The 26,714-nt window shown below is 39.2% G+C and carries 22 protein-coding genes; 16 read left to right on the forward strand and 6 right to left on the reverse strand.

Translation table 11 applies throughout. From position 1 onward, the window contains the following. Nucleotides 1-119 precede the first annotated feature (119 nt). Together hemQ and BK574_RS19000 are read right to left on the reverse strand one after the other, a co-directional pair. Complete coding sequence (gene hemQ, locus BK574_RS18995; RefSeq protein WP_078429663.1) at nucleotides 120-869, reverse strand: hydrogen peroxide-dependent heme synthase; 750 nt, start codon at nucleotides 867-869, stop codon at nucleotides 120-122. 177 nt (nucleotides 870-1,046) lie between these two features. Then, the gene (locus tag BK574_RS19000) at nucleotides 1,047-1,787 is read right to left on the reverse strand and encodes an enoyl-CoA hydratase/isomerase family protein (protein ID WP_078429664.1); all 741 of its coding nucleotides are present in this window, start codon (nucleotides 1,785-1,787) and stop codon (nucleotides 1,047-1,049) included. Nucleotides 1,788-2,296: 509 nt separating this feature from the next. On the opposite strand from BK574_RS19000, the gene pta reads away from it, so the two are divergent. Beyond that, complete coding sequence (gene pta, locus BK574_RS19005) at nucleotides 2,297-3,286, forward strand: phosphate acetyltransferase (protein ID WP_078429665.1); 990 nt, start codon at nucleotides 2,297-2,299, stop codon at nucleotides 3,284-3,286. Nucleotides 3,287-3,322: 36 nt separating this feature from the next. Here pta and lipL read toward each other — a convergent pair whose 3' ends face one another. Beyond that, nucleotides 3,323-4,165 carry an octanoyl-[GcvH]:protein N-octanoyltransferase gene (gene lipL / locus BK574_RS19010; RefSeq protein WP_078429666.1) on the reverse strand — a complete coding sequence of 281 codons (843 nt, stop codon included), beginning with the start codon at nucleotides 4,163-4,165 and terminating at the stop codon, nucleotides 3,323-3,325. Between the two features lie 141 nt (nucleotides 4,166-4,306). Between lipL and BK574_RS19015 the strand changes: the two genes are divergently transcribed. From BK574_RS19015 to BK574_RS19030, 4 genes are all read left to right on the forward strand, one after another. Then, the gene (locus BK574_RS19015; protein ID WP_078429667.1) at nucleotides 4,307-4,528 is read left to right on the forward strand and encodes a DUF1450 domain-containing protein; all 222 of its coding nucleotides are present in this window, start codon (nucleotides 4,307-4,309) and stop codon (nucleotides 4,526-4,528) included. Between the two features lie 188 nt (nucleotides 4,529-4,716). Continuing rightward, on the forward strand, nucleotides 4,717-6,012 hold the full coding sequence (locus tag BK574_RS19020) for an HD domain-containing protein (RefSeq protein WP_078429668.1): 1,296 nt from the start codon (nucleotides 4,717-4,719) through the stop codon (nucleotides 6,010-6,012). A 14-nt stretch (nucleotides 6,013-6,026) separates the two neighbouring features. Then, complete coding sequence (locus tag BK574_RS19025; RefSeq protein WP_075385232.1) at nucleotides 6,027-6,530, forward strand: YwgA family protein; 504 nt, start codon at nucleotides 6,027-6,029, stop codon at nucleotides 6,528-6,530. A 255-nt stretch (nucleotides 6,531-6,785) separates the two neighbouring features. Then, a complete protein-coding gene (locus BK574_RS19030) occupies nucleotides 6,786-7,319 on the forward strand; it encodes a YwhD family protein (RefSeq protein ID WP_078429669.1) in 534 nt (177 codons plus the stop codon). 193 nt (nucleotides 7,320-7,512) lie between these two features. On the opposite strand, the gene BK574_RS19035 is transcribed toward BK574_RS19030, so the two are convergent. Next, entirely contained in the window at nucleotides 7,513-9,585 is a 2,073-nt protein-coding gene (locus tag BK574_RS19035) for a transglycosylase domain-containing protein (RefSeq protein ID WP_078429670.1), read from the reverse strand. Nucleotides 9,586-9,898: 313 nt separating this feature from the next. Here BK574_RS19035 and speE point away from each other — a divergent pair, with 313 nt between their 5' ends. From speE to BK574_RS19065, 6 genes are all read left to right on the forward strand, one after another. After that, nucleotides 9,899-10,726, forward strand: a complete 828-nt coding sequence (gene speE, locus BK574_RS19040) for a polyamine aminopropyltransferase (RefSeq protein ID WP_078429671.1) — start codon at nucleotides 9,899-9,901, stop codon at nucleotides 10,724-10,726. 12 nt (nucleotides 10,727-10,738) lie between these two features. Next, complete coding sequence (gene speB, locus BK574_RS19045; protein ID WP_078429672.1) at nucleotides 10,739-11,614, forward strand: agmatinase; 876 nt, start codon at nucleotides 10,739-10,741, stop codon at nucleotides 11,612-11,614. 1,316 nt (nucleotides 11,615-12,930) lie between these two features. Beyond that, nucleotides 12,931-13,371: a YwiB family protein gene (locus tag BK574_RS19050; protein WP_078429673.1), complete on the forward strand. Its 441-nt coding sequence runs from the start codon at nucleotides 12,931-12,933 to the stop codon at nucleotides 13,369-13,371. Continuing rightward, nucleotides 13,368-15,038 (forward strand): arginine--tRNA ligase, encoded by a 1,671-nt coding sequence (gene argS / locus BK574_RS19055; protein ID WP_078429674.1) that lies wholly within the window; start codon nucleotides 13,368-13,370, stop codon nucleotides 15,036-15,038. The genes BK574_RS19050 and argS overlap by 4 nt, the downstream gene beginning before the upstream one ends. Before the next feature lie 215 nt (nucleotides 15,039-15,253). Next, entirely contained in the window at nucleotides 15,254-15,424 is a 171-nt protein-coding gene (locus BK574_RS19060) for a XapX domain-containing protein (RefSeq protein WP_075385239.1), read from the forward strand. A 35-nt stretch (nucleotides 15,425-15,459) separates the two neighbouring features. Next, nucleotides 15,460-16,242 (forward strand): alpha/beta fold hydrolase, encoded by a 783-nt coding sequence (locus BK574_RS19065; RefSeq protein WP_078429675.1) that lies wholly within the window; start codon nucleotides 15,460-15,462, stop codon nucleotides 16,240-16,242. On the opposite strand, the gene BK574_RS19070 is transcribed toward BK574_RS19065, so the two are convergent. Both BK574_RS19070 and cls read right to left on the reverse strand, forming a co-directional pair. Further along, nucleotides 16,243-18,114, reverse strand: a complete 1,872-nt coding sequence (locus tag BK574_RS19070; protein WP_078429676.1) for a heavy metal translocating P-type ATPase — start codon at nucleotides 18,112-18,114, stop codon at nucleotides 16,243-16,245. 221 nt (nucleotides 18,115-18,335) lie between these two features. After that, nucleotides 18,336-19,532, reverse strand: coding sequence for a cardiolipin synthase (cls, locus tag BK574_RS19075; protein ID WP_078429677.1), 1,197 nt, complete (start codon nucleotides 19,530-19,532; stop codon nucleotides 18,336-18,338). 213 nt (nucleotides 19,533-19,745) lie between these two features. Between cls and BK574_RS19080 the strand changes: the two genes are divergently transcribed. The 5 genes from BK574_RS19080 to BK574_RS19100 all read left to right on the forward strand — a co-directional run bounded on the left by BK574_RS19080 (nucleotide 19,746) and on the right by BK574_RS19100 (nucleotide 26,658). Then, entirely contained in the window at nucleotides 19,746-21,857 is a 2,112-nt protein-coding gene (locus tag BK574_RS19080; RefSeq protein ID WP_078429678.1) for a (Fe-S)-binding protein, read from the forward strand. A 183-nt stretch (nucleotides 21,858-22,040) separates the two neighbouring features. Then, nucleotides 22,041-23,219: an acetyl-CoA C-acetyltransferase gene (locus tag BK574_RS19085; protein ID WP_078429679.1), complete on the forward strand. Its 1,179-nt coding sequence runs from the start codon at nucleotides 22,041-22,043 to the stop codon at nucleotides 23,217-23,219. Between the two features lie 212 nt (nucleotides 23,220-23,431). After that, a complete protein-coding gene (locus BK574_RS19090) occupies nucleotides 23,432-24,283 on the forward strand; it encodes a 3-hydroxybutyryl-CoA dehydrogenase (RefSeq protein WP_078429680.1) in 852 nt (283 codons plus the stop codon). Nucleotides 24,284-24,307: 24 nt separating this feature from the next. After that, nucleotides 24,308-25,447: an acyl-CoA dehydrogenase gene (locus tag BK574_RS19095; protein WP_078429681.1), complete on the forward strand. Its 1,140-nt coding sequence runs from the start codon at nucleotides 24,308-24,310 to the stop codon at nucleotides 25,445-25,447. 68 nt (nucleotides 25,448-25,515) lie between these two features. After that, complete coding sequence (locus tag BK574_RS19100; RefSeq protein ID WP_075385247.1) at nucleotides 25,516-26,658, forward strand: acyl-CoA dehydrogenase; 1,143 nt, start codon at nucleotides 25,516-25,518, stop codon at nucleotides 26,656-26,658. Nucleotides 26,659-26,714 lie beyond the last annotated feature (56 nt).

The following is a 26,714-nucleotide window of genomic DNA, read 5'->3' on the forward strand; positions in this document are numbered from 1 at the left end:
TCCTAAAAAAACCAAATAAAAAAGCCAACCTTCTAAATAAAAATGACCTTTTAAACAAAGAGTCTATCTTATAAAGAGAGATGGCTTTTTATGAGGTTAAAGGGATGCTTGAACCTATTTTATACGTGGAAATAGCGTTCAATGCCGTCTATATTTAAGAAGTTTCCGACATAGAAAGAACCGAATTCGCCAAATCGAGCTGAAACTTCGTCAAAACGCATTTCATAAACGAGTTTTTTAAACTGGAGGACATCATCAGCAAATAGCGTTACGCCCCATTCCCAGTCATCAAAGCCAACAGAACCCGTAATAATTTGCTTTACTTTTCCTGCATACTGGCGACCGATCATGCCGTGACTGCGCATCATATTACGACGGTCTTCCATTGGAAGCATATACCAATTATCATTCCCTTGACGACGCTTATCCATTGGATAGAAACAAACATGTTTTGCTTTCGGTAACTTAGGGAAGAGTCTAGCACGAACTTCAGGGTTTTCCATTGGATCGCCGCCATCTTTTCCTGCCATATAGTTGCTTAGTTCAACGACAGATACGTAAGAATACGTTGGAATTGTATATTCTGCAAAGCGAGTTTTATTAAATGCTGTTTCAATTTCGTTCAGTTGCTCCATAGTTGGACGAAGTAGCATCAGCATAAAGTCAGCTTTTTGACCAACAATCGTGTAAAGTGCATGACTACCTTCATTGTTTTCTTCTGTTTGGTTCCACTCTTCAAGCATTCCGATAAATTCGTTTAAGACTTGCTGACGTTCTTCACTTGAAAGCGTCTTCCAAGCAGGCCAATTAATTGCGCGGAAATCATGCAAAGAATACCAACCATCTAAAGTAACTGCTGCTTCACTCATATTAACACTCCTTTATTTACAAAAATAATATATGTACCAAAACTTACTATACCATAAATGAGGAGGCTGTCTCAAAAGCAAAGCCAGGTAGACTTTGTGAACGACAAATTACCTGGCTTGGGTTGAGTTTATCCCGCAACAACTGGCAGTAATACCCCCACTGATGGAAGTTTCACTTTATTTTTTTAAGAAACGCTGTACAGCGGCCAAATGTTCCTTTGTTTTTCCTGCAGCCGTTTGTGCTTCTTCTTCCATTTGCAGTACTTCCGCTAATGTATGTTCATAGCTATTTCTCATATTTTTCTTCATAAGCCCATAAGCCGAAGTTGGCAAAGATAGTAGTTGCCCAACGAGATCATCGGGTTGTCCAATACGATGAACTAAACCAATGCGATAGGCTTCTTCTGCTGAAATTGGTTCACCGAGAGAAATTTCAAGTGCTTTTCCTAAACCGACGAGTCGTGGCAGGAAGTATGACGCGCCTGCATCAGGAACGAGACCTATTTTTAAAAAGCTGATCGCCATCTTTGCATTATATTCGGAAACTCGGAAGTCACATGCGAGAGCAAGACTTAACCCAGCTCCGAAGGCAACTCCATTAATGTAGGCAACAGTCGGTTTAGTTATTGTTTCCATATACAATAATAGTTTATCGTACGTATCTTTTAAATAATCCCCATAATCGATGTCACCCAGATTTTCTGTCGCAATACTCTTCAAGTCTGCTCCAGAACTAAAAGCATCGCCAGATCCAGTTAGTACAATGACTCGAACGTTTTCATCTTTATTAGCTTGTTCAAAAGCACGATATAGTTCACGATGCATGTCTAAGTTAATTGCATTTTTCACGGTAGGACGATTTAAAGTAATTGTTGCTACGCTCTGTTGCACTTCATATGTTACAGATTGTTGCTCCATTCAAATTCACGCTCCCCTTTATAGTTCACTTCTTTCATTATAATGAGTCATCGTTCACTTTATCAACAAAAAATAAGAAAATTCCGAAAAAATAAGTGGTTGTTTTTTATCCCGCAACAACTGGCAGTAATAACTGAATGAACAAAGACTAAATGCGCCACGTCCTGCGGCAACGTCTGTGTAACCCACATCGTGTGGGCCTCAACTAACCATCAGTGGGGAAAGAGGAAAACCCCTCACTGATGAAAGTTTCACTATTATGTAAAATATTAACGTCGTTGCTTCTGCATGAGTGTTAAGGAAGAAGGAAACGATGAAAAAGAGAATTTTAATCGTAATTTTGCGGAAGTCCTAATGAGAAAAGTGTATTGATATAATTCTTTCTAAAATAGACAAAAACGTAAGAATATTTATACTTTTATTACATTAGCGAAGGTGGTTTATTTTTGAAATAAACAGGAGTATGCTTAGTGGTAAGGTCATCTGATCAATTGTAGGAGGAAGATAAAGTGAGTGATCTCTTTACAGAAATAAAATCCAAAGTGAAAAGTCACTACCCTAATGTTGTTTTACCAGAAGGATTTGATGAACGTATTTTACAAGCTGCTAGCCAACTATCGAATGACGAAGTGGTAAAACCAATCATCATTGGTAACGAAAGTAAAATTTTTGCAAAAATGAAGGAGCTCGGCGTTACATTTAAAGACGTTGAGATCATTGAACCAAATTCATATAAGCATTTAGACCAATTAATTGCATCATTTATAGAACGACGCAAAGGAAAAGAAACAGAAGATACTGCTAAGGAAAAGCTAATGCAAGAAAATTATTTTGGGACGATGCTCGTTCATGTAGATTATGCAGATGGCTTAGTAAGTGGCGCGGCCCACTCAACAGGAGATACGGTTCGACCCGCTTTGCAAATTATCAAAACTCAGCCAGGTATTAAAAAAACATCAGGTGTTTTCGTTATGGTTAAAGGAGATCAAAAGTTTGTATTTGGCGATTGTGCGATTAACATTGCTCCAAATGCAGAAGAATTAGCGGAAATCGCCATTGCCACAGCGGAAACAGCAAAAGTATTTGGACTAGATCCTAAAGTTGCAATGTTAAGCTTTTCAACGAAAGGTTCGGCATCATCGATTGAAACACGTAAAGTATCTGAAGCGACGAAGTTAGCTCAGAAAGCTCGTCCTGATTTAGTCATTGATGGTGAATTCCAATTTGATGCAGCGTTTGTCCCAGCAGTTGCACAAAAGAAAGCACCCGATTCTCCGTTAAGAGGGGAAGCGAATGTATTTATTTTCCCGAGCTTAGAATCAGGCAATTTAGGTTATAAAATTGCTCAGCGTCTCGGTGGTTATGATGCAATTGGCCCGATCTTGCAAGGATTAAACAAACCAGTGAACGATCTTTCCCGTGGATGTAACGTAGCAGATGTGTATAAACTCTCATTGATAACAGCGATGCAATCAATTAATCAAAAAGTGCTAGCTTAAATAAAATGGTGCCAAGTACCTTTAATGCATTGTGCATCAAAGGTACTTGGCACTGATTCGTTCATTCCGTTGAATAATGCGCATGTATTGCTCTTCATACGATTGAGCTTCTGCTTCTGTAAAGGTAGATGAAGTAAGGTGTGCGCCGTGTTCTTTAAATGTTAGTAAAAGCCGATGAGAGATCAACGGTATGCTAAGCTCTTCTCCTGTTAATTCGGAAAGGGATGCCATCGTTTCAGGCCGGATCTTCGGGTAATCAAACGATGCAGGCGGACCTTGGACTGCCCGACTATAGAACGTTTGAATGAGTTTTGCACGTTCACTGCCACTTCCGGTCACACAGAGATAAATTTGCACAGCGACCCCACCGCGAATGCGGCGTTGGGAAATGCCAGCAAATTTCTTACCATTAACACTTAAGTCGTATGAACCAGGGCAATAAGACCCCACAATTTCTCTAGCATCTACTTTCACCCCATAAGGAGACAAAATTTGCTGAATAAAGGCATACATCAATTCGTAACCCTCATTGATTGAAAACTTTTTTTCTTCTTTAAGAATGAGTGAAATATTTAAAATCCCTTCATCTAGTACGACCGCGAGTCCGCCAGAATTCCGAACGATGACGTTATAACCTTGTTGATATAAATAGTGGATACCGTCCTGAACAAAAGGAAGGCGACTATCCTGAATGCCAAGAACAACCGTATCATGATGAACCCAAGTTCTCACGATCGAGTCCGATGTTCCGTTTCCAACAGCGATACATAAGGCGTCATCATAGGCAAACGATTGTAACGCTTCAAAATAAACGCCAAGCGTCGATTGATCAATAAAACGCCATTTTTGGTTGGCAAGATGATTGGTTAATGTATTCATTAAAGTTTCTCCTCTAAGTATTACTAAAAATACGTCTAAAATCGCTAAATATTGCGAACGATAGTAGATATGGTATACTATCTGTTGTGAATAAATGACACTATATATCTTATCATAAACAAATGAAAGGAATTAACTCTAATGGCAAACGAATTTCGCATATGTGACATTTGCCAAGCCACGAATATAAAAACTTTGTTGCCCAAGTTAAAAAAGTTAGACTCTAACGCAGAAATTCATATTGGGTGTCAATCGTATTGTGGACCAGGTCGAAAAAAGTCTTTTACGATGGTTAATAACCGTCCAGTATCGGCTGCAAATGAAGAACAACTCATTGAAAAAATTGAAAAAAAATTAAAGTAAAGCTATCCGCTTCGAATTGAATCGGGTAGCTTTTTGCGAGTCAACAAACTATAGGAACGAGAGTCCAACTTCATATTACTATAAAGTTTTGGAAACATTATTCTTTTGTTAAGCCGTTTCAAGCGTTGGGACAAGTGGCCACTTCTTTAGTATAATATAGTTAGTAAAATGGAGATGGAGTGTGCTTTATGCAGTATATTAACGGTCAATTAAGTGAAGAAAAAGTGTTTAAAGACCCTGTCCATCGTTATATACACGTTCGGGACACGCTCATTTGGGAGCTCATTGGGACAAGAGAATTTCAACGCTTACGCCGCATTCGTCAGTTAGGTACGACATTTTTTACGTTTCATGGTGCCGAGCACTCTCGTTTTAATCATTCTCTTGGCGTTTATGAGATTACGCGGAGAATTATTGAAGTGTTTCAAGGGCGGCCCCATTGGGATAATAACGAACGATTATTATGCTTATCGGCAGCGTTATTACACGATATCGGTCATGGACCTTTCTCGCACTCATTTGAAAAGGTTTTTAATACAGACCATGAAGAGTGGACGAGACAAATTATTTTAGGAAATACAGAAGTCAATAATGTATTAAGTAAAATGGGTGATGACTTCCCGCAAAAAGTGGCGGAGGTTATCGAAAAGACATATAGTAATAAACTCGTTGTTAGTTTAATCTCTAGTCAAATTGATGCGGATCGAATGGATTATTTACAAAGAGATGCCTATTTTACGGGAGTGAGTTACGGTCACTTTGATATGGAACGGATATTACGTGTCATGCGACCAATGGAAGATCAAGTCGTAATCAAGCAAAGTGGAATGCATGCGGTCGAAGATTATATTATGAGCCGCTACCAAATGTACTGGCAAGTATATTTCCACCCAGTAACGAGGAGTGCCGAAGTCATTTTAAGTAAAATTTTATGGCGGACGAAACACTTATATGAGACGGGCTACCGCTTTAAACAAGATCCTGTTCACTTTTATTCCCTTTTCAATGAAAATATGAGCATAGAAGACTATTTGCGGTTAGATGAGGCGATAATCCTTTATTATTTCCAAATTTGGCATGATGAAGATGATCGCATTTTGAGTGATCTTTGTGGTAGATTTTTAAATAGAAGATTGTTTAAATACGTCGAATTTAATCCAAATTTGCAAATGAAAGAATGGCCAATTCTTTACCAACTCTTCCATGAAGCTGGTATTGACCCTGAATACTACCTCGTAGTAGACTCGTCTTCTGACCTTCCGTACGATTTTTATCGTCCAGGTGAAGAAGAAGAACGTTTACCTATCCATTTGCAAATGCCGAACGGAAAAATTCGCGAATTGTCTCGTGAATCAGATGTTGTAGAGGCCATTTCAGGGAAAAAACGAACAGATCATAAATTGTACTTTCCATTCGATGTTCTAGAAGATGAAACAGAGAATGCAGCGATAAAGCAAAAAATTAAAGAAATTCTTTTTAAATGAAGGGGAGGAGCGGTTTGTTAAAGGATCATGTTAAGCTGCTGTTCATGTTCCAACAAGCGGGAGAAATTGTTGGAAGAAAAAAGTTGCAAAAAATCGTTTTTATTTCTAAAAAATTAAACATTCCGTTTTCAGAACGATTTAAGTTTCATATGTTCGGACCGTATTCTGAAGAACTAACGCTACGGATAGAAGAGTTGTGTAACCTCGGTTTTTTACAAGAAACGTTAGAAACGAAAAGTGGTTACCAGCAATACCGGTACATATTAACGGACGAAGGCGAGAAATTTTTGCAAATGTATACTCTTGAACTACCAAACGTTCAGCCATCGGTATCCAGCATGAATGACCAAAGCTCACGTTTTCTTGAACTTGTATCCACAGTACTTTATTTCGATGAATTAGAAAGAGATGAAATTATTGAAAAAGTAATGACGGTCAAGAAGAAACAGAATTACACGGAAGAAGAAATGGAACATGCCTTTACCTACATTAACCAATTAAAAGAAGTTGTTCAATAATTTTAAGAAAGATAGCTCCTAACTAGACTTTTTAGGCAATTTACAACTTTAAAGCAGACAAGCAGAAGGGCGCAGAATAGAATTGATCTGCGCTTTTTGCTTCGTAGTTTTATATTTTGGTGAAATCAGCTGTACCTAATGGAGAAACTTCTTAAATGCACCAATAATTATCATGTGATACACTATAGAGAGAATGAACGTACTAAGAAACGTGTATGCTGAGTATAGAATAACGAAGAAGGGATGATCGATTTTATGGATCTCTTTGAAAAAGATAAACAGAAAAAAACAAAAACAGGTTTTAATATTTTAAGTAATGACTCTACGGATGGCCATGGAGGATATGGCACTGGAGTGATTGACTTAAATAATGTTTCTCCAGTCATTGTTAATCTCGAAGGAGAAGAAGTATTTGTGGATATGGGAGCGTTACATGCGCGGTCTGCTGTTGAGAAACGAATTAAATTCACACCCAATCGTGAAGACTCACCAAATGGTAATTTATATTGGTTAGTATGGGTATCCGTTAGTCATAAAGAGGGTAAGCCGTTTTACGCAGGGGTGACAGCGTGTGAAATGGTCATTGATATGGAAACAAGACGTGGATATAAAAGCTTGCCTGAACATGTAAACCGCATGGATAAATCATTAAAAGGCCATATTATTGTCGACCATATGGATGAAAAATCAAAGAAGCTGTTAGGTGATTTTTTAAAAACACACAATGAAGAGTTATGGAAACACTCAGAATTAGAGTTAAGACAGGAACTTTTGGGTGAAGATCAATAAATATGAGTTTGTCTAGCCCTTTTTTTCTTTGTGTTTGAACGATTTATGAACTATTTTCCAAAGGCTTGAGCTTTTCGCAAAATCGAATTAAACTTAAAACTAGTATAAATCGACACATATTTATACTAGGACCGACAAAAGGCAGGGGAAAATTCCTCTGCCTTTTGTCGTTTCTTAATAAGTATATGAACCGTTAGTTGAACCATTTGATAAATCGGTCAAGAAACTTTTCCTTTTCGTGGATTTCATCTTCTGTCATTTCTAATTCAATTTCTTCTTCTGGAGCGTGATCTTGGCAATACTCGGTCGGCTCCGTCCCTGCAACAAAATAGGTTAAACGACGAACAGGGCATTCATCTGTAGCTAGAAGTCCATTTTTAGGATTTATATATACACCTGTAACTCCAGGGGGCTTATGGAAATCTAGCTTTAATTCATCTTTTAATGCATGTTCCGTAAATTGAGCCCATATCCGCTTAGCGAATTGTCCCTCAGTTGCATGATTCAAGCGTTTTTCTTGATCATATCCAACCCACACGCCTGTCACCAGTTGAGGAGTATATCCGACCATCCAGCTATCAAAAGAAGTGGAGCCTGATTTACCAGCAACAGGTCGACTAACAAGGTGTGAAACGGATCCTCCTGTAACGCTCGTATAATCATTTAAGGAGCGATCAAACATACCTGTCATCAAGTTCGTCATGATAAAAGCTAATTTAGGATCTAATATTTGTTCAATCACTGGTTGTTTTTCAAATAAAACCTGTCCATTTTTATCGATTACTTTTCGCACAAACCGAGGCTCGACACGTTTTCCTCCATTCGCAAAACTTGAATAACTATTTGTTAGTTCGAGTAAACCGACATCATTTGTTCCAAGCGCAAGAGAAGGTATATTCTCTAATGGGCTTTGAATGCCGAATTTTGCAGCGGTTTCAACTAATGTTTCCGTATCTAAAAAGAGATGTGTTTTGACTGCAAAAATATTATCAGAAAATGCTAGTGCGTGTAGTAAAGTAACAAAATCATTGGCATAGTTGTTATTAAAGTTGGATGGAGAATAATCAGGTCTACCATCATCAAATGTAAATGTCGTTGGTTCGCTCAGTAAAGTTGAAGCTGCTGTAAATCCATGCTCTAATGCAGCATAATACAAGAAGGGTTTAAATGTTGATCCAGGCGAGCGTCTTGCTTGTGTTGCCCGATTAAATGGACTTTCTAAATGATTTCGACCGCCTACAAGTGCTTTCACATCACCTGAACGAGGATCAACTGCCACAAGTGCAGTTTGCAACTCATCAGTTGCACCAAGTTCAGCTTCAACCCAGCGTTCCGCTTCTTCTTGCATACTTCGATCAAGCGTTGTAAAAATTTGAAGACCACCTTGTTCAATTAACGTTTCATCGATTTGATATTCATTGACTAATAGTTGTTTAACAACATCTTGAAAGTAGGGACCGACAGCGGCGGTATTTTCAGCAATTGGAGCCACCAACTGCAATTGTTCGTTTTTGGCTGTATCCGCTTCAGCTTTTGTAATATATCCTGTTTGGACCATTGATCGTAAAATTAACTCTTGCCGTTGTTTTGCACGGTCAAAATCATTTCGTGGCGAGTAATAACTCGGGCCTTTTGGAATTCCTGCTAATAGACTCGCTTCTGCTAAACTAAGTTCGGATGCTTTCTTGTTAAAAAAATGTTGGGCTGCTGCTTCGATTCCATAAGCACCATGGCCATAATAAATTGTATTTAAATAACCTTCTAAAATCTCATCTTTTGTATAGTACATCTCAAGCCTTAGCGCGTACAATGCTTCATTAAATTTCCGCTTCCACGTTTTATCGTGTGTTAAATAAAGGTTTCTTGCGTATTGCTGAGTAATGGTACTCGCACCTTGTGCTTTACCACCAGACTTTATATTGGCGACAACCGCTCCTGCAATTCGTGTTGGATCAAAACCAAAATGGTCATAAAATTTTCGATCTTCAATGGCAAGAGTGGCATGGAGCAAATCCTCACTAATTTCTTCAAGTGGAATCCAGTAACGGTGTTGTCCTTGGTGACTTTCCCCAATAATCGCATCATTCGCATCAAAAAAGCGAGTCGTCTGTGAGACTTGTAAAACGGGGGCATCTTCCATTTTTAAATAGGTCAACAATGAAACAGCTGCTAACATACATAAAACGATAACCATTAACGAGAAGCGAAATAATCGGCGAAACCAACTAATCTTCCGTTTTGAGCGTTTTTTAATGATGACTTCCAATTCAGTCACCTCTTTACTTTTATTATAAAATCGTAATTACATCATGCGACAATCAATGTCATTTTCTATATGCTTTAACCATCAAAAAAGGAAATCTCCTCAAATAAAAATATAACTAGACTGCAGAGTTTTTGCTTAATCATTACTATTTTTGGGAAGATCATGCATTTTTAAACATAAATATCCTTAATATCTAAATTTTTTCTTGCTTTTTTGTGCAGTTCATTTATACTTTTTTTGTTTGAACAACGTTAGTAAGAGATTGAATCTCGGGGCACAATAAGGGCAGAATTCAGATAAGAGGTGAATTATAATGGAATTATGGTTTACAGAAAAGCAAACAGAGCGTTTTGGTATTACGATGAAAATCAAACGCACATTACATACAGAACAAACGGATTTTCAAAAGTTAGATATGGTCGAAACTGAAGAGTTCGGGAATATGCTCGTTCTTGATGGAATGGTCATGACGACGCAAAAAGATGAGTTCGTCTATCACGAAATGGTCGCGCACGTTCCTCTATTTACACATCCAAATCCAGAAAACGTATTAGTTGTTGGTGGTGGTGACGGTGGTGTGATCCGCGAAGTTCTCAAGCATCCGTCTGTGAAAAAAGCAACTCTCGTAGAAATTGACGGTAAAGTCATTGAGTACTCTAAACAATACTTACCTGAAATTGCAGGAATGTTAGACGATCCTAGGGTAGAAGTAAAAGTAGATGATGGATTTATGCATATTGCGAATAGTGAAAATGAGTATGATGTTATCATGGTTGATTCGACAGAGCCAGTCGGCCCAGCGGTTAACTTGTTTACAAAAGGGTTTTATGCAGGTATTTCAAAAGCGTTAAAAGAAGAAGGTGTGTTCGTCGCGCAAACGGATAACCCTTGGTTTACACCCGAACTTATTACCAATGTACAACGTGATGTAAAAGAAATTTTCCCGATTACTCGTTTATATATTGCGAACATTCCCACCTATCCAAGCGGGCTTTGGACGTTTACGATCGGGTCGAAAAAACACGATCCATTAGCGATTGAAGACAGTCGTTTTCATGACATTGATACGAAATACTATACAAAAGATCTTCATAGAGCGGCATTTGCATTGCCTCGATTTGTTGAAGATTTAATTAAGTAAGGAGGGCTTGTTTTGCGATTTGATGAAGCCTACTCAGGAAAAGTATTTATTATGAGCAACCCAAACTACGAAGAAAGCGAAGCGGTTATTTACGGAATGCCAATGGATTGGACGGTCTCTTTTCGTCCAGGCTCTCGCTTTGGTCCAGCAAGAATCCGTGAAGCTTCGTTAGGATTAGAAGAGTATAGTCCTTACTTAGACAAGCATTTAGAAGAAGTAAACTATTTTGATGCAGGTGATATTCCGCTTCCGTTTGGTAACCCAGCGCGTAGCTTAGATATGATAGAAGATTATATCGACAAACTGATTGCAGATGGTAAATTCCCCATTGGGTTAGGTGGGGAACATCTCGTGTCTTGGCCTATTTTTAGAGCGATGTTCAAAAAATACGAGGATATGGCGATTATCCATATTGATGCGCATGCAGACTTAAGAGAGCAATACGAAGGAGAACCTTTATCTCATTCAACGCCAATTCGAAAAGCGTGTGAACTTATCGGACCTGAAAATGTGTATTCATTCGGCATTCGTTCTGGAATGAGAGAAGAGTTTCAGTATGCAAAAGAGGCTGGAATGCATATGTCCAAATTTGATGTCGCTGAGCCTCTGAAAGAAGTGCTACCGAAGCTGGCTGGACGCAACGTTTATGTCACGATTGACATTGATGTTCTCGACCCAGCTCACGCACCAGGGACTGGAACTGCAGAAGCGGGGGGAATTACGTCTAAAGAGTTACTAGAAGCGATTCACCTTATTGCTAATTCTGATGTTCATGTTATTGGCGCTGATTTAGTTGAAGTAGCCCCAGCTTATGACCCAACTGAACAAACACCGATCGCAGCGAGTAAATTTATCCGCGAAATCATCCTCGGTTGGGTGCATAAATAAGGGTAGAAGCGGTTGTTGGAAACCAGGTGATTGAGGTCACTAAGAAAGGCTCATAGTGCCCGCTCGAGCAGGAATCAGGTGAGTACGGTCACTATGAAAGGCTCATAGTGCCCATCCGAGAAGGAAATCAGGTGAGTACGGTCACTAAGAAGAGCTCATAGTGCCCGCGCGAGTATGCAACCAGGTTGTTGTGGTCACTATGAAAGGCTCATAGTGCCCATCCGAGAAGGAAATCAGGAGAGTACGGTCACTATGAAAAGCTCATAGTGACCGCTCGAGCAGGAATCAGGTGAGTACGGTCACTAAGAAAGGCTCATAGTGCCCGTCCGAGCAGGAACGCAGGTGATCGTGGTCACTAAGAAGAGCACATAGTGCCCGTCCGAGCAGGAATCAGGTGAGCGCGGTCACTAAGAAGAGCTCATAGTGCCCGTCCGAGCAGGAACCCAGGTGAGCGCGGTCATTATGAAAGGCTCATAGTGCCCGTCCGAGCAGGAATCAGGTGAGTACGGTCACTATGAAAGGCTCATAGTGCCCATCCGAGAAGGAAATCAGGTGAGTACGGTCACTAAGAAAGGCTCATAGTGCCCGCGCGAGTATGCAACCAGGTTGTTGTGGTCACTATGAAAGGCTCATAGTGCCCATCCGAGAAGGAAATCAGGAGAGTACGGTCACTATGAAAAGCTCATAGTGGCCGCTCGAGCAGGAATCAGGTGAGTACGGTCACTAAGAAAGGCTCATAGTGCCCGCGCGAGTATGCAACCAGGTTGTTGTGGTCACTATGAAAGGCTCATAGTGCCCATCCGAGAAGGAAATCAGGAGAGTACGGTCACTATGAAAAGCTCATAGTGACCGCCCAAGCAGGAAACCCAGTGGTCGTGGTCACTAAGAAGAGCACATAGTGCCCGTCCGAGCAGGAATCAGGTGAACGCGGTCACTATGGGCACCGCCTATCATGTAAGCTATAGTGGTTATTTTTGACCAGAGCACTAGTATTGACCCGATGACTTTACTACTTCCTATGTTTTTCTTCCGATCTACATAAATGCTTCTTGGAAAGAACATGAGGAACGCCAAATGGGGCGTTCCTTGATTTGTTTCTACTTGCGGTTATCGTATTTCCTTAATTTCCTGCGGCTCGCTCCAGTTTGTAAGGTCGCCAAAAGGGCGCTTACGTTTTATAGTGTAATTTCCTCTATTAACAATAAGAACATTGTCGGGCGCCCACTCAATAAAATTGATCATACTAATCGACAATTCTTCTTGCAACGGTTGGACAAACTCGCTAAACTTGAAAAATAGAAAGGTGGGCAAATCCGATGTCCATGGAAGGAAAAAGAAGCATTAAAATACGGATGGAAACGAACATTCGTCACAATAATGAAAAAGAAACCCACTTCCTGAAAGGAAAAGGGAATGTATATGAGAAAAACGGCTATACTTATTTATTATTTAAAGAAATACATAATGATAAAATGAATGTTCAAACTACAATCAAAATTGGACATAATGAAGCTACGATAATCCGGCATGGTGATTTAGCGATGCGGCAAAACTACACGGTTGGAGAAAATACAGAAGGGACTTATCGAAGTCCATATGGTTTTTGGAAAACAAACGCCAAAACGCATGCCTGTACATATAAGGAGCCAACAAATAAAAATAAAGGCTTACTGCTATTAAAATATGATTATTTTTTACAAGATGAACCGTCTGGAACATTTGATGTAAGGATTACGATAGAGGAGGAAAACGAATGAACAGTGTAGAGCAATTAAAAGAACAATTAAGAGCAGAGATTATCTCTGCAGTTGTAGCTGCAGGACTAGCAGAAGAAAGCCAAATTCCTGAAGTCATTTTAGAAACACCAAAAGATAAGGCACATGGTGATTATGCAACGAATATGGCGATGCAGTTAGCTAGAGTGGCAAAAAAAGCGCCGCGTATGATTGCTGACGAATTAGTAAGTCATTTAAATAAAGAAAAAGCTTCAATTGAAAAGATTGAAATTGCTGGACCAGGATTTATTAATTTTTATATGAATAATAGTTATTTGCGCGATATCATCCCTTCTGTTCTCGAAGCTGGAGTGGAGTATGGCCAGACAAATGTAGGGAACGGAAAGAAAATTCAAGTCGAGTTTGTGTCGGCAAATCCAACAGGAAGCCTTCATTTAGGACATGCTCGTGGTGCAGCTGTTGGTGATGCGCTATGTAATATTTTAAGTAAAGCAGGCTACGATGTGCAAAGAGAGTATTATATTAATGATGCTGGTAATCAAATTCACAATTTAACATTATCAGTGGAAGCACGTTATTATCAAGCGCTCGGCTTAGATAAAGCTATGCCTGAAGATGGCTACCATGGAGAAGACATTGTAGGCTTTGGTCAAGATTTAGCGAAAGAGTATGGCGATCGTTTCGTTCATGTGGATGAAGAAGAGCGACATGAATTCTTGCGAGCATATGGTTTAAAAAGAGAGCTAGCCAAATTAAAAAAAGACTTAGGTGATTTCCGCGTCCAATTCGATAATTGGTTTTCAGAAACCTCTCTTTATACATCAGGTAAAGTAGAAGAGACGTTAAAATTATTAGCAGAAAAAGGCGAAACCTATGAGCAAGACGGAGCAAGATGGTTCCGAACAACAGCCTATGGCGATGATAAGGACCGTGTCTTGATTAAAAATGACGGGACCTATACGTACTTAACACCAGACATTGCTTATCATAAAGACAAATTAGAGCGTGGCTTTGATAAATTAATTAATATTTGGGGCGCAGACCATCATGGTTATATTCCGCGAATGAGTGCAGCGATCCAAGCACTTGGTTATGGAAAAGAACAAATGAGTGTTCAAATTATTCAAATGGTTTCTTTATTCCAGAACGGTGAGAAAGTGAAGATGAGTAAACGTACAGGTAAAGCGGTGACGTTACGTGACTTGATGGAAGAAGTAGGTATTGATGCGACTCGTTACTTCTTTGCAATGCGCAGTGCGGATACGCAGTTAGATTTTGATATGGATTTAGCAGTAAGTAAATCAAATGAAAACCCTGTATACTACGTCCAATATGCACACGCACGTATTTGTAGTATGTTAAGACAAGGGGAAGAGCAAGGGTTACCAGTTAATGATACAACAAAACTTACGTTTATTTCCTCGGAAAAAGAATATGATTTATTGAAAAAAGTTGGTGAATTCCCAGAAGCTATTGCTGAAAGTGCTGAGAAATTATCACCGCATCGATTAACAAATTATGCTTTTGAACTTGCGTCAGCTCTTCATAGTTTCTACAATGCAGAACGCGTTATTGACCCAGAAGACCGCGAAAAAAGTACTGCTCGACTCGCGCTTGTAAAATCAGTTCAAATCACGCTCCAAAATGCATTGAAACTAATCGGGGTGTCCGCGCCTGAACGAATGTAACGCCAATTTTCGTGTGAAAGTTTATACCATAAAGATAACCTTGAGAACAGTCATTGTTCTCAAGGTTTTACTTTTTAGACGTGGCGTTAAGGTCATGCGGAACCAAAGTTGTAATTTATAAAATAAATAAAAAAAGTCCGTCCCTCTATTTGGAATAAATAGAAGGGTTGTTTTTTGGATACTTTAATAAAAGATTAAGAAAAGGTGTGAATGAAATGCAAGAAGTCATATTAGCGATCATAGCAGGATTAGTTGTTGGATTTATATTTGCATTAATAAAATTACCTATTCCAGCTCCACCTGCGTTACCTGGCATTGCAGGAATTGTTGGGATTTACTTAGGTTATAAATTGTTACAATGGGTATTGCCTTACTTTACTAGTTAAACCGACGCGTATTAACATTATTGGGGGGAATTATTGTGCCGTACGTTCAAGGACGGTTTCAGTCACCGATATACTATGAGACCATTGGAAAGGGAGTTCCGATCATATTTATACATCCTCCTGGAATGGGGCTAGTCACGTTTGAGAAACAACGTGTATTAGCAAAGCAATTTCAATTAATTTTCTTCGATATTAGAGGAAACGGAAGAAGTGAAGCAGGGAGCGAACGAATTACGATGTCCCTGCTTGCCGAGGATATAGCCAACATATTAGATGACTTGAATATAAAAAAGGCGGTTATTTTTGGATACTCTAACGGTGGTTCCATTGCGCAAGAGTTTGCTATTTCTTACCCTGAACGAACGATGGCAGTCGTAATGAGTGGTTCGTTTCCTGAAGTGAACAGTTTTCTCTTAAGAAATGAATTTCGACTCGGTATGCTCGTTACGCGTCTAAAAGGAGTGAACTTTTTAGCGAGTGTACTGGCTTTTGCTCACGCTTCTAAAAACGAAACGGCGTTTAGAGAAAAAATGAAAACCTATTTTGCACACGGAAAGCCTCATATTACGTATCAGTTCTATAAAGAAGGATTACATTACCGTTCGACCCATAGGTTAAATGAAATTAATGTGCCTGTTTTAGTTGTATACGGTAAACTTTCTTTTTATTTACACCACTATGCTCGAATGTTTATTCAACGGATAGAAGATATCGAAATCGTAACAGTCGATAAGGCAACGCACCAAATTCCAACGAAACATGCACAAGAACTTAATCGAATAATGAGTGATTTTTTAAAAAGGAAAGTACTTCATTAATTAATTTTTTAGAAGTCTTAAGCCATTCAATATAACAAGAATTGTACTGCCTTCGTGTCCGATGACACCAAGTGGTAAGGAAACATGTTGCATGAAATTTCCAACTATCAACAATAAGATTACCGCTATTGAAAAAATGATATTTTGCATAACAATTCGATTTAATCGTTTGGAAAGTTGAATGGCTTTTGTTATTTTGGAGAGATTGTTTTTAACAAGGACGATGTCTGCTGTTTCAATGGCAGCATCAGTGCCTGCTCCCATTGCAATTCCAATGTTTGCTTTTACTAATGCTGGTGCATCATTAATGCCATCTCCAACCATCGCTACTTTATGAAATTCCTGTTTTAACTTTTCAATTTCAATGACTTTTTCTTCAGGAAGACAATTGGCTGAATAGCCGTCAAGTTGAACTTCTGCAGCGATTTTTTTAGCTGTTTTTTCATGGTCCCCCGTAATCATATAGGTCGCAATACCTTCATTTTTCATACTCCTGATGGCCTCAATTGCAACATCGCGCACCGTATCTTCAACCGCAAATACAGCAATGACTTCGTCTAGGCCATCTTTTCCAATAAAAATAAGGGTTTGCCCAGCTTCGCTCATACCTGCAGCGACTTCTTGAAAAGCTTCTCTTTTTTCTACTTGAAAAAAGTCAGGCTTACCAATTTTCCATGCTTCGCCTTCAACAGTTCCCATAATCCCCCAACCACTTTTCGTCTCGATTAAATCAGGCATGATAGGCTCAATACCTTTTTGTTTACAGTAAGTAACTACGGCTTTTGCTAACGGATGTGAGGATTGATTTTCAATAGCACAAACAGCAAGAAGCATGTCATTTTCGCTAAAATCAGGGTGAACATAAACATTCGTCACGACAGGTGTACCATTTGTAATGGTGCCTGTTTTATCTAGAGCAATCGCCTTAATGTGTGCAAGTTGTTCAAGGTGAACTCCGCCTTTAAATAAAATTCCTTGCCTTGCACCGTTAGAAATAGCTGAGAGTGTTGCAGGCATAACAGAAGCTACTAAGGCACATGGTGAAGCAACAACAAGCAAGACCATGGCACGGTAAAAACTTTCATGCCAGCTCCAATTAAGTAAAAAGTAAGGGAGGAACATCATTAAGATAACAAAAAGAAGAACGATTTTAACATAAGGACCTTCAAACTTCTCAATTGTCTGTTGCGAAGGTGATTTTTCATGTTTGGCAGACTGCACTAGTGTAATGATCTTTTGGAATAGCGTCTCTTCCGCGAGCTTCGTGACAGAGACATCAATCATTCCTGAAAGATTAACGGTTCCTGTATACACCTCGTCTCCGCGTTGTTTCGTTATAGGCATCGATTCGCCGGTTAATGCAGATTCATCAATTGTCGTTCGTCCTTTATCAATGACCCCATCTGTTGAAATTCTCTCACCAGGTTTGATTCGAACGATATCGCCAATTTTTAAAGTAGATACATTAACGGTTTGTTCTATACCATTGCTTAATAAAGTAGCTTCTTCAGGTTGAAGTTTCATCAATGCCGAAATTTCACGATGACTTTTATTGAGTGTGTATGTTTCTAGTGCTCCACTTAAAGCAAAAATAAAGATGAGGATGGCCCCTTCCATCCAATAGCCAATCCAGGCAGCGCCAATGGCGGCTAATATCATTAATATTTCAACAGAGAATTTTCGTTGTTTTATAAATTCATCAAGACCTTCTTTAGCTTTGTAAAATCCCCCAATAAGGTACGAGATACTAAATAAGCTGATAGTCAAAAAATCTGAACTTGCAGAACGTTCGAAAAGCCAAGCCATAACAATTAGTCCCCCGCTTACTAAAGCAAAAAGCAATTGCCGATGTTCTTTCCATACTTTTGGCATTATATTTCCCCTCCCGTGTGTATGTAATTGAGAAATACAATCAACATCATTTAGCTACTAAAACAACGAAAGCTGCCACCGTGGGGTGACAGCAAATCTCCAATAAAGCTTTTATTAAGTTAGAATGGTTATTAATTATATCTTCGAGTGTTAGTATTTATTACAATTTAATCATACTATAACTGGAAAAAAATGAGTAGTGAAAAAGTGAAAAAATAGGCTCAAAGTAAGCCTGAAAAAATCGTCGCAAACTTCTCTTTTCCTTTTTCAAATATAGAACGTTGGTTGTATTGTTTTAAAGTCAATCTTTCTGAAATTGAAATATCAAATTGGACTTCGTCTAAAACTTTTTGAATAAAAGTACTGTCATAGATTAAGCAGTTGATCTCATGGTCAATATGAAAACTTCGCTTATCAAAATTGGCGGTCCCAATATCACAAACTTGGTCATCAATAATAATAATCTTTGCGTGGTAAAACCCTCTATAATATTGATAGATATCAACGCCAACATCGAGTAGGTCTTTGAAATAAGGGTACGATGCTTCTTTTACTAGGGGATGATCCGCCTTTTTCGGGACAATTAATCGGACATTTACGCCACGCTTTGCCGCATTAATTAATTCACCTTGTAAAGCCATTCCAGGAATAAAATAGGGTGTGCCAATCGTAACCGCATTTTCTGCCTGACGAATAAGATCAAGGAACGTATCTTCAAGATAAACCCCATCGGTCGGTAAAATCCGTAGAGCGGTATTTCCCTTTATAAGAGGTGGATACAGTCTATCTCGTGGAATTTTTTCTTTTGTTGCCGCATACCAATCCTCAAAAAATTGTTCTTGTAAATCCTGAACACCGTCACCATCCAATCTAAGGTGAAAGTCGCGCCAGTTGCCAAACTTCGGGTCTCTTCCTAAATATTCGTCTCCTACATTATATCCGCCAACATAACCAATCTTTCCATCAATTACACTGATTTTACGATGATTGCGCCGATTTAATGTGAAAAATAAATAAGGAAATTTTATTGGATGCGAATATGAAAAAAGCACACCTGCGTCTTCCATCTGTTTAATGGAGCTTCGTTTAATGACACTACCGATTCGATCAACAAGTACACGGACTATAACCCCTTCTTTGGCTTTGTCCATTAATATTGACATCATTTTCTTGCTGATATTGTCATCTTTTATAATGTAAAATAATATATGAATATGGTTAGATGCTTGTTGAATATCACGGAACAGATGATCAAATAAGTCATCGCCCGTCGTAAGGAGGTTGACTTTACTATAACGCATTTCTTGATGAAAGCGCTTCGCTTCTTTTCTTTGTTTTTCTTGGCCATATTTAAAGTCTAATCTTAGTAATATTACAATAAATATAATAATGCTCATTATGATTAAGAAGAGTACCATAAAAACCCCCTAATTTATTTGGTCTCGCTTTTCTTTATATAGTTACCAAAGTGAGCTTGTTTTAAGATGAATTTTAAAAAATATTATAAAAATCATCGACTGAATGCTCATTCACTAATCAACTGTGTTATAATGGTGAAAACGAATTCAATTTTCAGAAATTATCTATTATTTACTAACTTTTATAGAATTGAAAGGGAAGGGAGATTTATTATGGGTTTATTTAAGGCAGTCAATCTTGTTCTGTTAATTGTTGTTGCAAGTTATGCAATCTATCTATTTGCTAATCTATTATTCACTCGTTACCAGTACATCAAGCTCGGGAAAAAAGAAGAGTTTGATCGAGATTTCAAAGAACGCTTTCGAGGTGTATTAGTAAATGTAATTGGTCAGCGTAAAATGTTTAAAGATGTTAAAAGTGGGATTATGCATCTCATCATGTTCTATGGTTTCTTTATTATCCAAGTCGGATTAATTGAAATCATCATTAAAGGATTTATTGAAGGCTATCAGTATCCAATAGGTGCCCTACACAAACCATTCCATGCGATGCAGGAGTGGACGGCCTTCCTTATGTTCGTTGCAATTCTTTATGCTTGCTACCGTCGTTATGGCGAAAAACTAACGCGATTACAATTCAAGAAGGATGGAAAAGCTCTCTTTGTATACGTGGCATTGTCCATCTTGTCGGCAACGATCCTGCTGACGCTTGGTTTCGAAAGAGTTATGTTTGGTTATGAGGCGAATTTCGGGTATGCTCCTTTTTCTAGTATCATTGCAACCGTTTTTGGTGGTGTTGGAGCAACCATTGGTATGGTTTTATTCTATGCTTCATGGTGGATTCACTTGGTCGCTGTCCTAAGCTTCATGGTGTTTGTACCGCAGTCGAAACAAGCACACGAAGTGTTTGCGATATTCAATGTTTTCTTCAAAAAAAGTGGTCCTGTAGGAAGACTGAAGCCTATTAACTTTGAAGAAGAGGATGTAGAAGTATTTGGTGTTGGGAAAGTTGAAGATTTTACTCAGCAGCAGTTAATCGATCTTTATTCTTGTGTAGAATGTGGTCGCTGTACGAATATGTGTCCAGCATCAGGAACTGGAAAAATGCTTTCGCCAATGGATTTAATGATCAAAATTCGTGATCACTTAACAGAAAAAGGTGCAGCGGTAACATCTCGTACACCGTGGTTACCAGCTTTTGCCTTTAGCCATACAACAGGCAACCAAATGGCTGCTCAATCAGCAGGAAACAAAGAGGTTGCTGCTGGTTATGATGTTAGTTTAGTTGGTGATGTTATTACGGAAGAAGAACTTTGGGCCTGTACATCATGTCGTAGCTGTGAAGATCAATGTCCAGTAATGAATGAACACGTTGATAAAATCATTGATATGCGCCGTTACCTTGTTTTAACAGAAGGTAAAATGCCAGCTGATGCACAGCGTGCGATTTCTAATATTGAGCGTCAAGGAAACCCTTGGGGGATTAACCGTAAAGAGCGTGAAAACTGGCGTGAGGGACGTGATGATATTCACGTACCGACTGTTAAAGAAATGCAAAAAGCTGGAGAAGAATTCGAATATCTATTCTTCGTAGGTTCCATGGGATCTTACGATAAGCGAAGCCAAAAAATCGCTCAATCATTTGCGAAAGTATTAAATGAGGCTGGCGTGAAATTCGCGATTATCGGAAGTAAAGAAAAGAACTCAGGAGATACACCGCGTCGAATTGGAAATGAATTTTTATTCCAAGAACTGGCGAATGCCAACATTGAAATGTTCCAAAAGTATGATGTGAAAAAGATTGTAACGATCGATCCACATGCGTACAACACGTTTAAAAATGAGTATCCTGACTTCGGTTTAGAAGGTGTAGAAGTGTATCACCATACAGAGCTACTTGCTCAACTCATTAAAGAAGGAAAGATTACACCGAAATATGAAGTCAATGAAACGATCGTTTACCATGACTCTTGTTATCTAGGACGCTACAATGATGTATATAGTCCGCAAAGAGAAATCTTAGAAGCGATCCCAGGTGTGAAGGTTGTCGAGATGGAACGTAGTCATGAAGACGCCATGTGCTGTGGAGCTGGTGGCGGTATGATGTGGACTGAAGATCACTCTGGACAACGTATTAATGTCGCACGTACTGAGCAAGCACTTGAAGTGAATCCAAGCGTTATCGGTAGTGGATGTCCTTATTGCTTAACGATGTTAAGTGATGGAACGAAAGCGAAAGAAGTGGAAGATGACGTAAAAACTATGGATCTTGCAGAAATTTTAGAAAAATCTATTGTGAAACAAGAAGAAAAAGTACTACAATAGTATATAAGAGTAGAGGCTGACCTTTTTAAGTCAGCCTCGCACTTATAAATTATAACTTGAATACTTTATTAATATAGCTATTTGAAAGCGCAAACAATGTAGAACGACTTTTTTAGTGTCGATTTATTTTTTTAAGATAACTAGCCGAGCGAACGCTCGGTCGAAATGAGGGGGAAACGTACAATGTCAACAACAGTTATTGTTGGGGGAGCAAGAACACCTTTTGGGAAATTTGGTGGAGGACTTGCATCGTTAACAGCGAGTCAACTAGGTGGGATTGCAATTAAAGAAGCATTGCGTAGAGCAGGTGTTGATCCAAATGAGGTTCAAGAGCTTATTATGGGGAATGTTCTACAAGGAGGACAAGGACAAATACCTTCTCGTCAAGCGAGTTCTTTTGCAGAACTTCCTTGGCATGTGACGACGGAAACTGTCAATAAAGTATGTGCTTCGGGCATGCGTAGTGTGACTATGGCTGATCAAATCATCCGTGCGAAAGATGCTGAAGTTGTTGTAGCGGGTGGTATGGAATCGATGAGTAACGCCCCATATTTTATTCCAAATGCAAGATGGGGAATGAGAATGGGTGATAGCAAGGTTGTTGACTTAATGGTTCACGACGGTTTAACTTGCTCATTCAACAAAGTTCATATGGGGACATACGGAAACTCTGTTGCAGAAGAACTTGGTCTTACTCGTGAGGCACAAGATGCTTGGGCCTACAGGAGTCATGAGCGAGCGCTCGCTTCGATTGAAACAGGCAAGTTTGCTGAAGAAATCGTTCCAGTTGAAGTTCCACAACGTAAAGGTGACCCAATTGTTGTTTCTCAAGATGAAGCACCACGCGCTGAGACATCAGTTGAAGGTCTTAGCAAATTAAAACCAGTATTCGGTAAAGAAGGTTCAATCACAGCAGGGAATGCACCAGGTGTAAATGATGGTGCAGGTGCACTTGTCCTTATGTCTGAAGAACGTGCAAAACAAGAAGGAAAGCAAGTATTAGCGAAGATCATTGGTCATGCAGCAATTTCAATTGAGCCAAAGGATTTCCCGAAAACACCAGGTTTAGTAATTAAGAAACTACTAGAAAAAACAGGAAAGACGTTAGAAGAAATTGCATTGTTTGAAATCAATGAAGCTTTCGCGGCAGTTGCCCTTGCAAGTAACCAACTAGCAAACTTAGACCCGGAAAAAGTGAATGTGAACGGTGGTGCCGTAGCGTTAGGACACCCAATTGGTGCTAGTGGTACACGAGTCATTTTAACATTAGCATATGAATTGAAGCGTCGTGGTGGTGGAATAGGTATCGCATCGATTTGTAGTGGTGGCGGTCAAGGTGACGCTATCATGATCGAAGTTTAATAGAAAAGCGGAAGCGGCCGTTCAGCGACGAAGGGACTGGAGCTCCACCGTATGAGATAAAGGAAACACGGTGAGGCAACGAACCGATGTTGACTTATCGTAAGGAGGAGAGCGAAGTCTACAAGGCGCTGGTCGCTAGAGCTAGACAATAGAAAAGCGGAAGCGACGGTTACAAACAAAACTAACAATAGTCAGATAGGAGAGAGTAGAAAATGGCAGTTCAAACAGTAATGGTAATTGGCGCAGGCCAAATGGGATCTGGAATTGTTCAAGTGCATGCAATGGCAGGAATTCAAGTTTATATGCACGACTTAAAAGAAGAATTTGTTGAAAAAGGTATGAACACGATTAAGAAAAACTTAGATCGTCAAGTCGAAAAAGGAAGATTGACAGAAGCTGAGCGAAATGAAATTGTAGCTCGTATCACCCTATCAACAGACATTCAAAATGCAGCAAAAGTAGATTTAGTTATAGAAGCAGCGGTTGAAAATATGGAGATTAAATCAAAGATCTTCAGTGAATTAGATCAAATTGCCCCTGAACATACAATTTTAGCAACAAATACATCATCTTTACCGATTACAGAAATCGCTGCATCTACTAACCGTCCAGAAAAAGTTATTGGGATGCACTTTATGAACCCAGTACCTGTTATGAAGCTAGTTGAAATTATTCGTGGATTAGCAACATCCGATGAAGTGTACGGTGTAATTGAAGATTTATCTCGTCAATTAGGAAAAACGCCAGTTGAAGTAAACGACTTCCCAGGTTTCGTATCAAACCGTATATTAATGCCAATGATCAATGAAGCGATCTATACAGTATTTGAAGGAGTTGCCACTCCAGAAGCGGTCGATGAAGTAATGAAATTAGGTATGAATCACCCAATGGGGCCTCTAACCCTTGCTGACTTTATCGGTTTAGATACGTGTCTTTACATTATGGAAACATTACATGAAGGTTTTGGTGACGATAAGTACCGTCCTTGCCCATTGCTTCGCAAATATGTAAAGGCAGGCTGGCTTGGTAAGAAATCAGGTCGCGGATTTTATAACTACAACTAAGATTAATATAGTGGAGTGATAACGATGAACTTACGTTTTACAGAAGAACAAGAAATGATGAGAAAGATGGTTCGAGATTTTGCCAATGAGAAAATTACTCCATTTATTGAAGAAATGGAAGAGAACGATACGTTTCCACGTGCAATCGTCGACCAAATGGGTGAACTGGGGTTAATGGGAATTCCCATTTCTGAGGAGTTTGGCGGAGCTGGGATGGACTTTACTTCTTATATTATCGCAATCAATGAACTATCAAGAGTAAGTGCAACTGTAGGGGTTATTCTTTCTGTACACACATCAGTAGGAACAAATCCAATCCTCTATTTTGGAACGGAAGAACAAAAGAAAAAGTATGTTCCTAAACTAGCTTCAGGTGAATATTTAGGAGCTTTCGGGTTAACGGAACCAGGAGCAGGATCAGATGCAGGAAGTTTAAAAACATCGGCCGTAAAAAAAGGTGATAACTACGTATTGAATGGTTCAAAAGTTTTTATTACAAATGGGGGCGAAGCGGATACGTATGTTGTGTTTGCGTCAACTAACCCTGAAGAAGGTTCTACTGGAATTTCGACCTTTATCGTTGAAAAAGATACACCTGGATTTACCGTAGGAAAGAAAGAAAAGAAAATGGGGTTACATGGTTCGAATACCGTTATGTTGATGTTTGAAGATGTGATTGTTCCAGCTGAAAACTTACTAGGCCAAGAAGGTGAAGGCTTTAAAATTGCGATGTCTAATTTAGACAATGGACGTATCGGAATTGCAGCACAAGCTCTCGGAATTGCAGAAGCAGCTCTAGAAGCAGCAACAAAATATGCAAAAGAACGTAAACAATTCGGTCGTGCTATTGGAACTCAACAAGGTTTAGCGTTTAAATTAGCGGATATGGCAACAAAAGTCGAAGCTGCAAGACTATTAGTCTATCAAGCGGCTAACATGAAAGATCGTGGCTTACCGTGTGGTCAACAAGCATCAATGGCAAAGTTATTCGCATCACGTTCAGCTGTGGAAGTGGCAATTGAGGCGGTTCAAGTATTCGGTGGTTACGGATATACGAAAGAATATCCAGTTGAGCGTTTCTTTAGAGATGCAAAAGTAACCGAGATTTACGAAGGAACAAGTGAGATTCAAAAGATTGTAATTAATAAATACCTTTTTGATTGATTAGAAAATTGTTCAAATAAGCTGTTCAAATTGTCTATAAATTAAAATGAATTTAGGGAGAGATCAAGATGAACTTTCAATTAACTGAAGAGCAAGAAATGCTAAGAAAAATGATTAGAGATTTTGCTGAAAATGAAGTAGCTCCAACGGCTGAAGAGCGTGATGAAGAAGAGCGTTTTGACCGTGCTATTTTCGATAAAATGGCTGAGCTTGGTATTACAGGTATCCCGTTCCCTGAAGAGTATGGCGGAATTGGAGCGGACTATGTAAGTTACGCTATCGCTGTTGAAGAGCTTTCACGTGTTTGTGCTTCTACAGGTGTTACACTATCAGCACACGTTTCACTTTGCAGCTGGCCAATCTACAAATTTGGAACAGAAGAGCAAAAGCAAAAATATTTACGTGCATTAGCTGAAGGGCGCAGTATTGGTGCTTACGGTTTAACGGAGCCAGGTGCAGGTTCTGACGTAGCGAGCATGAAAACAACAGCAAAAGAAGATGGCGACCATTACGTTTTAAACGGCTCTAAGATCTTCATTACAAACGGTGGAGTTGCAGACATTTATGTTGTTTTTGCTGTAACAGATGCAGATAAAAAGCACAAAGGCATTACAGCATTTATCGTAGAAAGTGACATGCCAGGATTTTCAGTAGGGAAGAAGGAAAAGAAATTAGGAATTCGTTCATCACCTACAGCAGAAATCATCTTTGAAGATTTACGTGTACCAAAAGAAAACATTCTTGGTAAAGAAGGCGAAGGATTTAAGGTTGCCATGATGACACTAGATGGCGGACGTAACGGTATCGCTGCTCAAGCATTAGGAATTGCACAAGGTGCATTAGATGCTGCTATTGGCTATGCGAAAGAGCGTAAACAATTTGGTAAAACAATTGGAGCACAACAAGGGATTGGCTTTAAACTAGCAGATATGGCTACAAAAATTGAAGCAGCTCGCCTATTAACGTATCAAGCGGCTTGGAAAAAGAGTGAAGGAATTCCAAACGGGCAAGAGGCTGCGATGTCAAAACTATTTGCTGGAGACACTGCAATGGAAGTGACAGTAGAAGCTGTTCAAGTATTTGGTGGATATGGATATACGAAAGACTATCCAGTAGAGCGTTATATGCGTGATGCGAAAATCACACAAATCTATGAGGGAACGCAAGAAATTCAACGTCTCGTTATCTCAAAAATGTTATTAGCAGACTAATAAAAGTGTGTTAGAGTAGTTCCAGGTACCTTTAATATAGTAAAGTGGTAAAGGTG

It is taken from the genome of Alkalihalobacterium alkalinitrilicum, from assembly GCF_002019605.1.
In the GTDB taxonomy this organism is placed as follows: Bacteria; Bacillota; Bacilli; order Bacillales; family Bacillaceae_F; genus Alkalihalobacterium; species Alkalihalobacterium alkalinitrilicum.

What these genes read in the sequence shown, in the direction of transcription:
- hemQ (WP_078429663.1), bottom strand. Translation starts at nt 869, where the DNA reads ATGAGTGAAGCAGCAGTTACTTTAGATGGTTGGTATTCTTTGCATGAT.
- BK574_RS19000 (WP_078429664.1), bottom strand. Translation starts at nt 1,787, where the DNA reads ATGGAGCAACAATCTGTAACATATGAAGTGCAACAGAGCGTAGCAACA.
- lipL (WP_078429666.1), bottom strand. Translation starts at nt 4,165, where the DNA reads ATGAATACATTAACCAATCATCTTGCCAACCAAAAATGGCGTTTTATT.
- BK574_RS19015 (WP_078429667.1), top strand. Translation starts at nt 4,307, where the DNA reads ATGGCAAACGAATTTCGCATATGTGACATTTGCCAAGCCACGAATATA.
- BK574_RS19020 (WP_078429668.1), top strand. Translation starts at nt 4,717, where the DNA reads ATGCAGTATATTAACGGTCAATTAAGTGAAGAAAAAGTGTTTAAAGAC.
- BK574_RS19030 (WP_078429669.1), top strand. Translation starts at nt 6,786, where the DNA reads ATGGATCTCTTTGAAAAAGATAAACAGAAAAAAACAAAAACAGGTTTT.
- speE (WP_078429671.1), top strand. Translation starts at nt 9,899, where the DNA reads ATGGAATTATGGTTTACAGAAAAGCAAACAGAGCGTTTTGGTATTACG.
- BK574_RS19050 (WP_078429673.1), top strand. Translation starts at nt 12,931, where the DNA reads ATGTCCATGGAAGGAAAAAGAAGCATTAAAATACGGATGGAAACGAAC.
- argS (WP_078429674.1), top strand. Translation starts at nt 13,368, where the DNA reads ATGAACAGTGTAGAGCAATTAAAAGAACAATTAAGAGCAGAGATTATC.
- BK574_RS19060 (WP_075385239.1), top strand. Translation starts at nt 15,254, where the DNA reads ATGCAAGAAGTCATATTAGCGATCATAGCAGGATTAGTTGTTGGATTT.
- BK574_RS19070 (WP_078429676.1), bottom strand. Translation starts at nt 18,114, where the DNA reads ATGCCAAAAGTATGGAAAGAACATCGGCAATTGCTTTTTGCTTTAGTA.
- cls (WP_078429677.1), bottom strand. Translation starts at nt 19,532, where the DNA reads ATGGTACTCTTCTTAATCATAATGAGCATTATTATATTTATTGTAATA.
- BK574_RS19080 (WP_078429678.1), top strand. Translation starts at nt 19,746, where the DNA reads ATGGGTTTATTTAAGGCAGTCAATCTTGTTCTGTTAATTGTTGTTGCA.
- BK574_RS19085 (WP_078429679.1), top strand. Translation starts at nt 22,041, where the DNA reads ATGTCAACAACAGTTATTGTTGGGGGAGCAAGAACACCTTTTGGGAAA.
- BK574_RS19090 (WP_078429680.1), top strand. Translation starts at nt 23,432, where the DNA reads ATGGCAGTTCAAACAGTAATGGTAATTGGCGCAGGCCAAATGGGATCT.
- BK574_RS19095 (WP_078429681.1), top strand. Translation starts at nt 24,308, where the DNA reads ATGAACTTACGTTTTACAGAAGAACAAGAAATGATGAGAAAGATGGTT.
- BK574_RS19100 (WP_075385247.1), top strand. Translation starts at nt 25,516, where the DNA reads ATGAACTTTCAATTAACTGAAGAGCAAGAAATGCTAAGAAAAATGATT.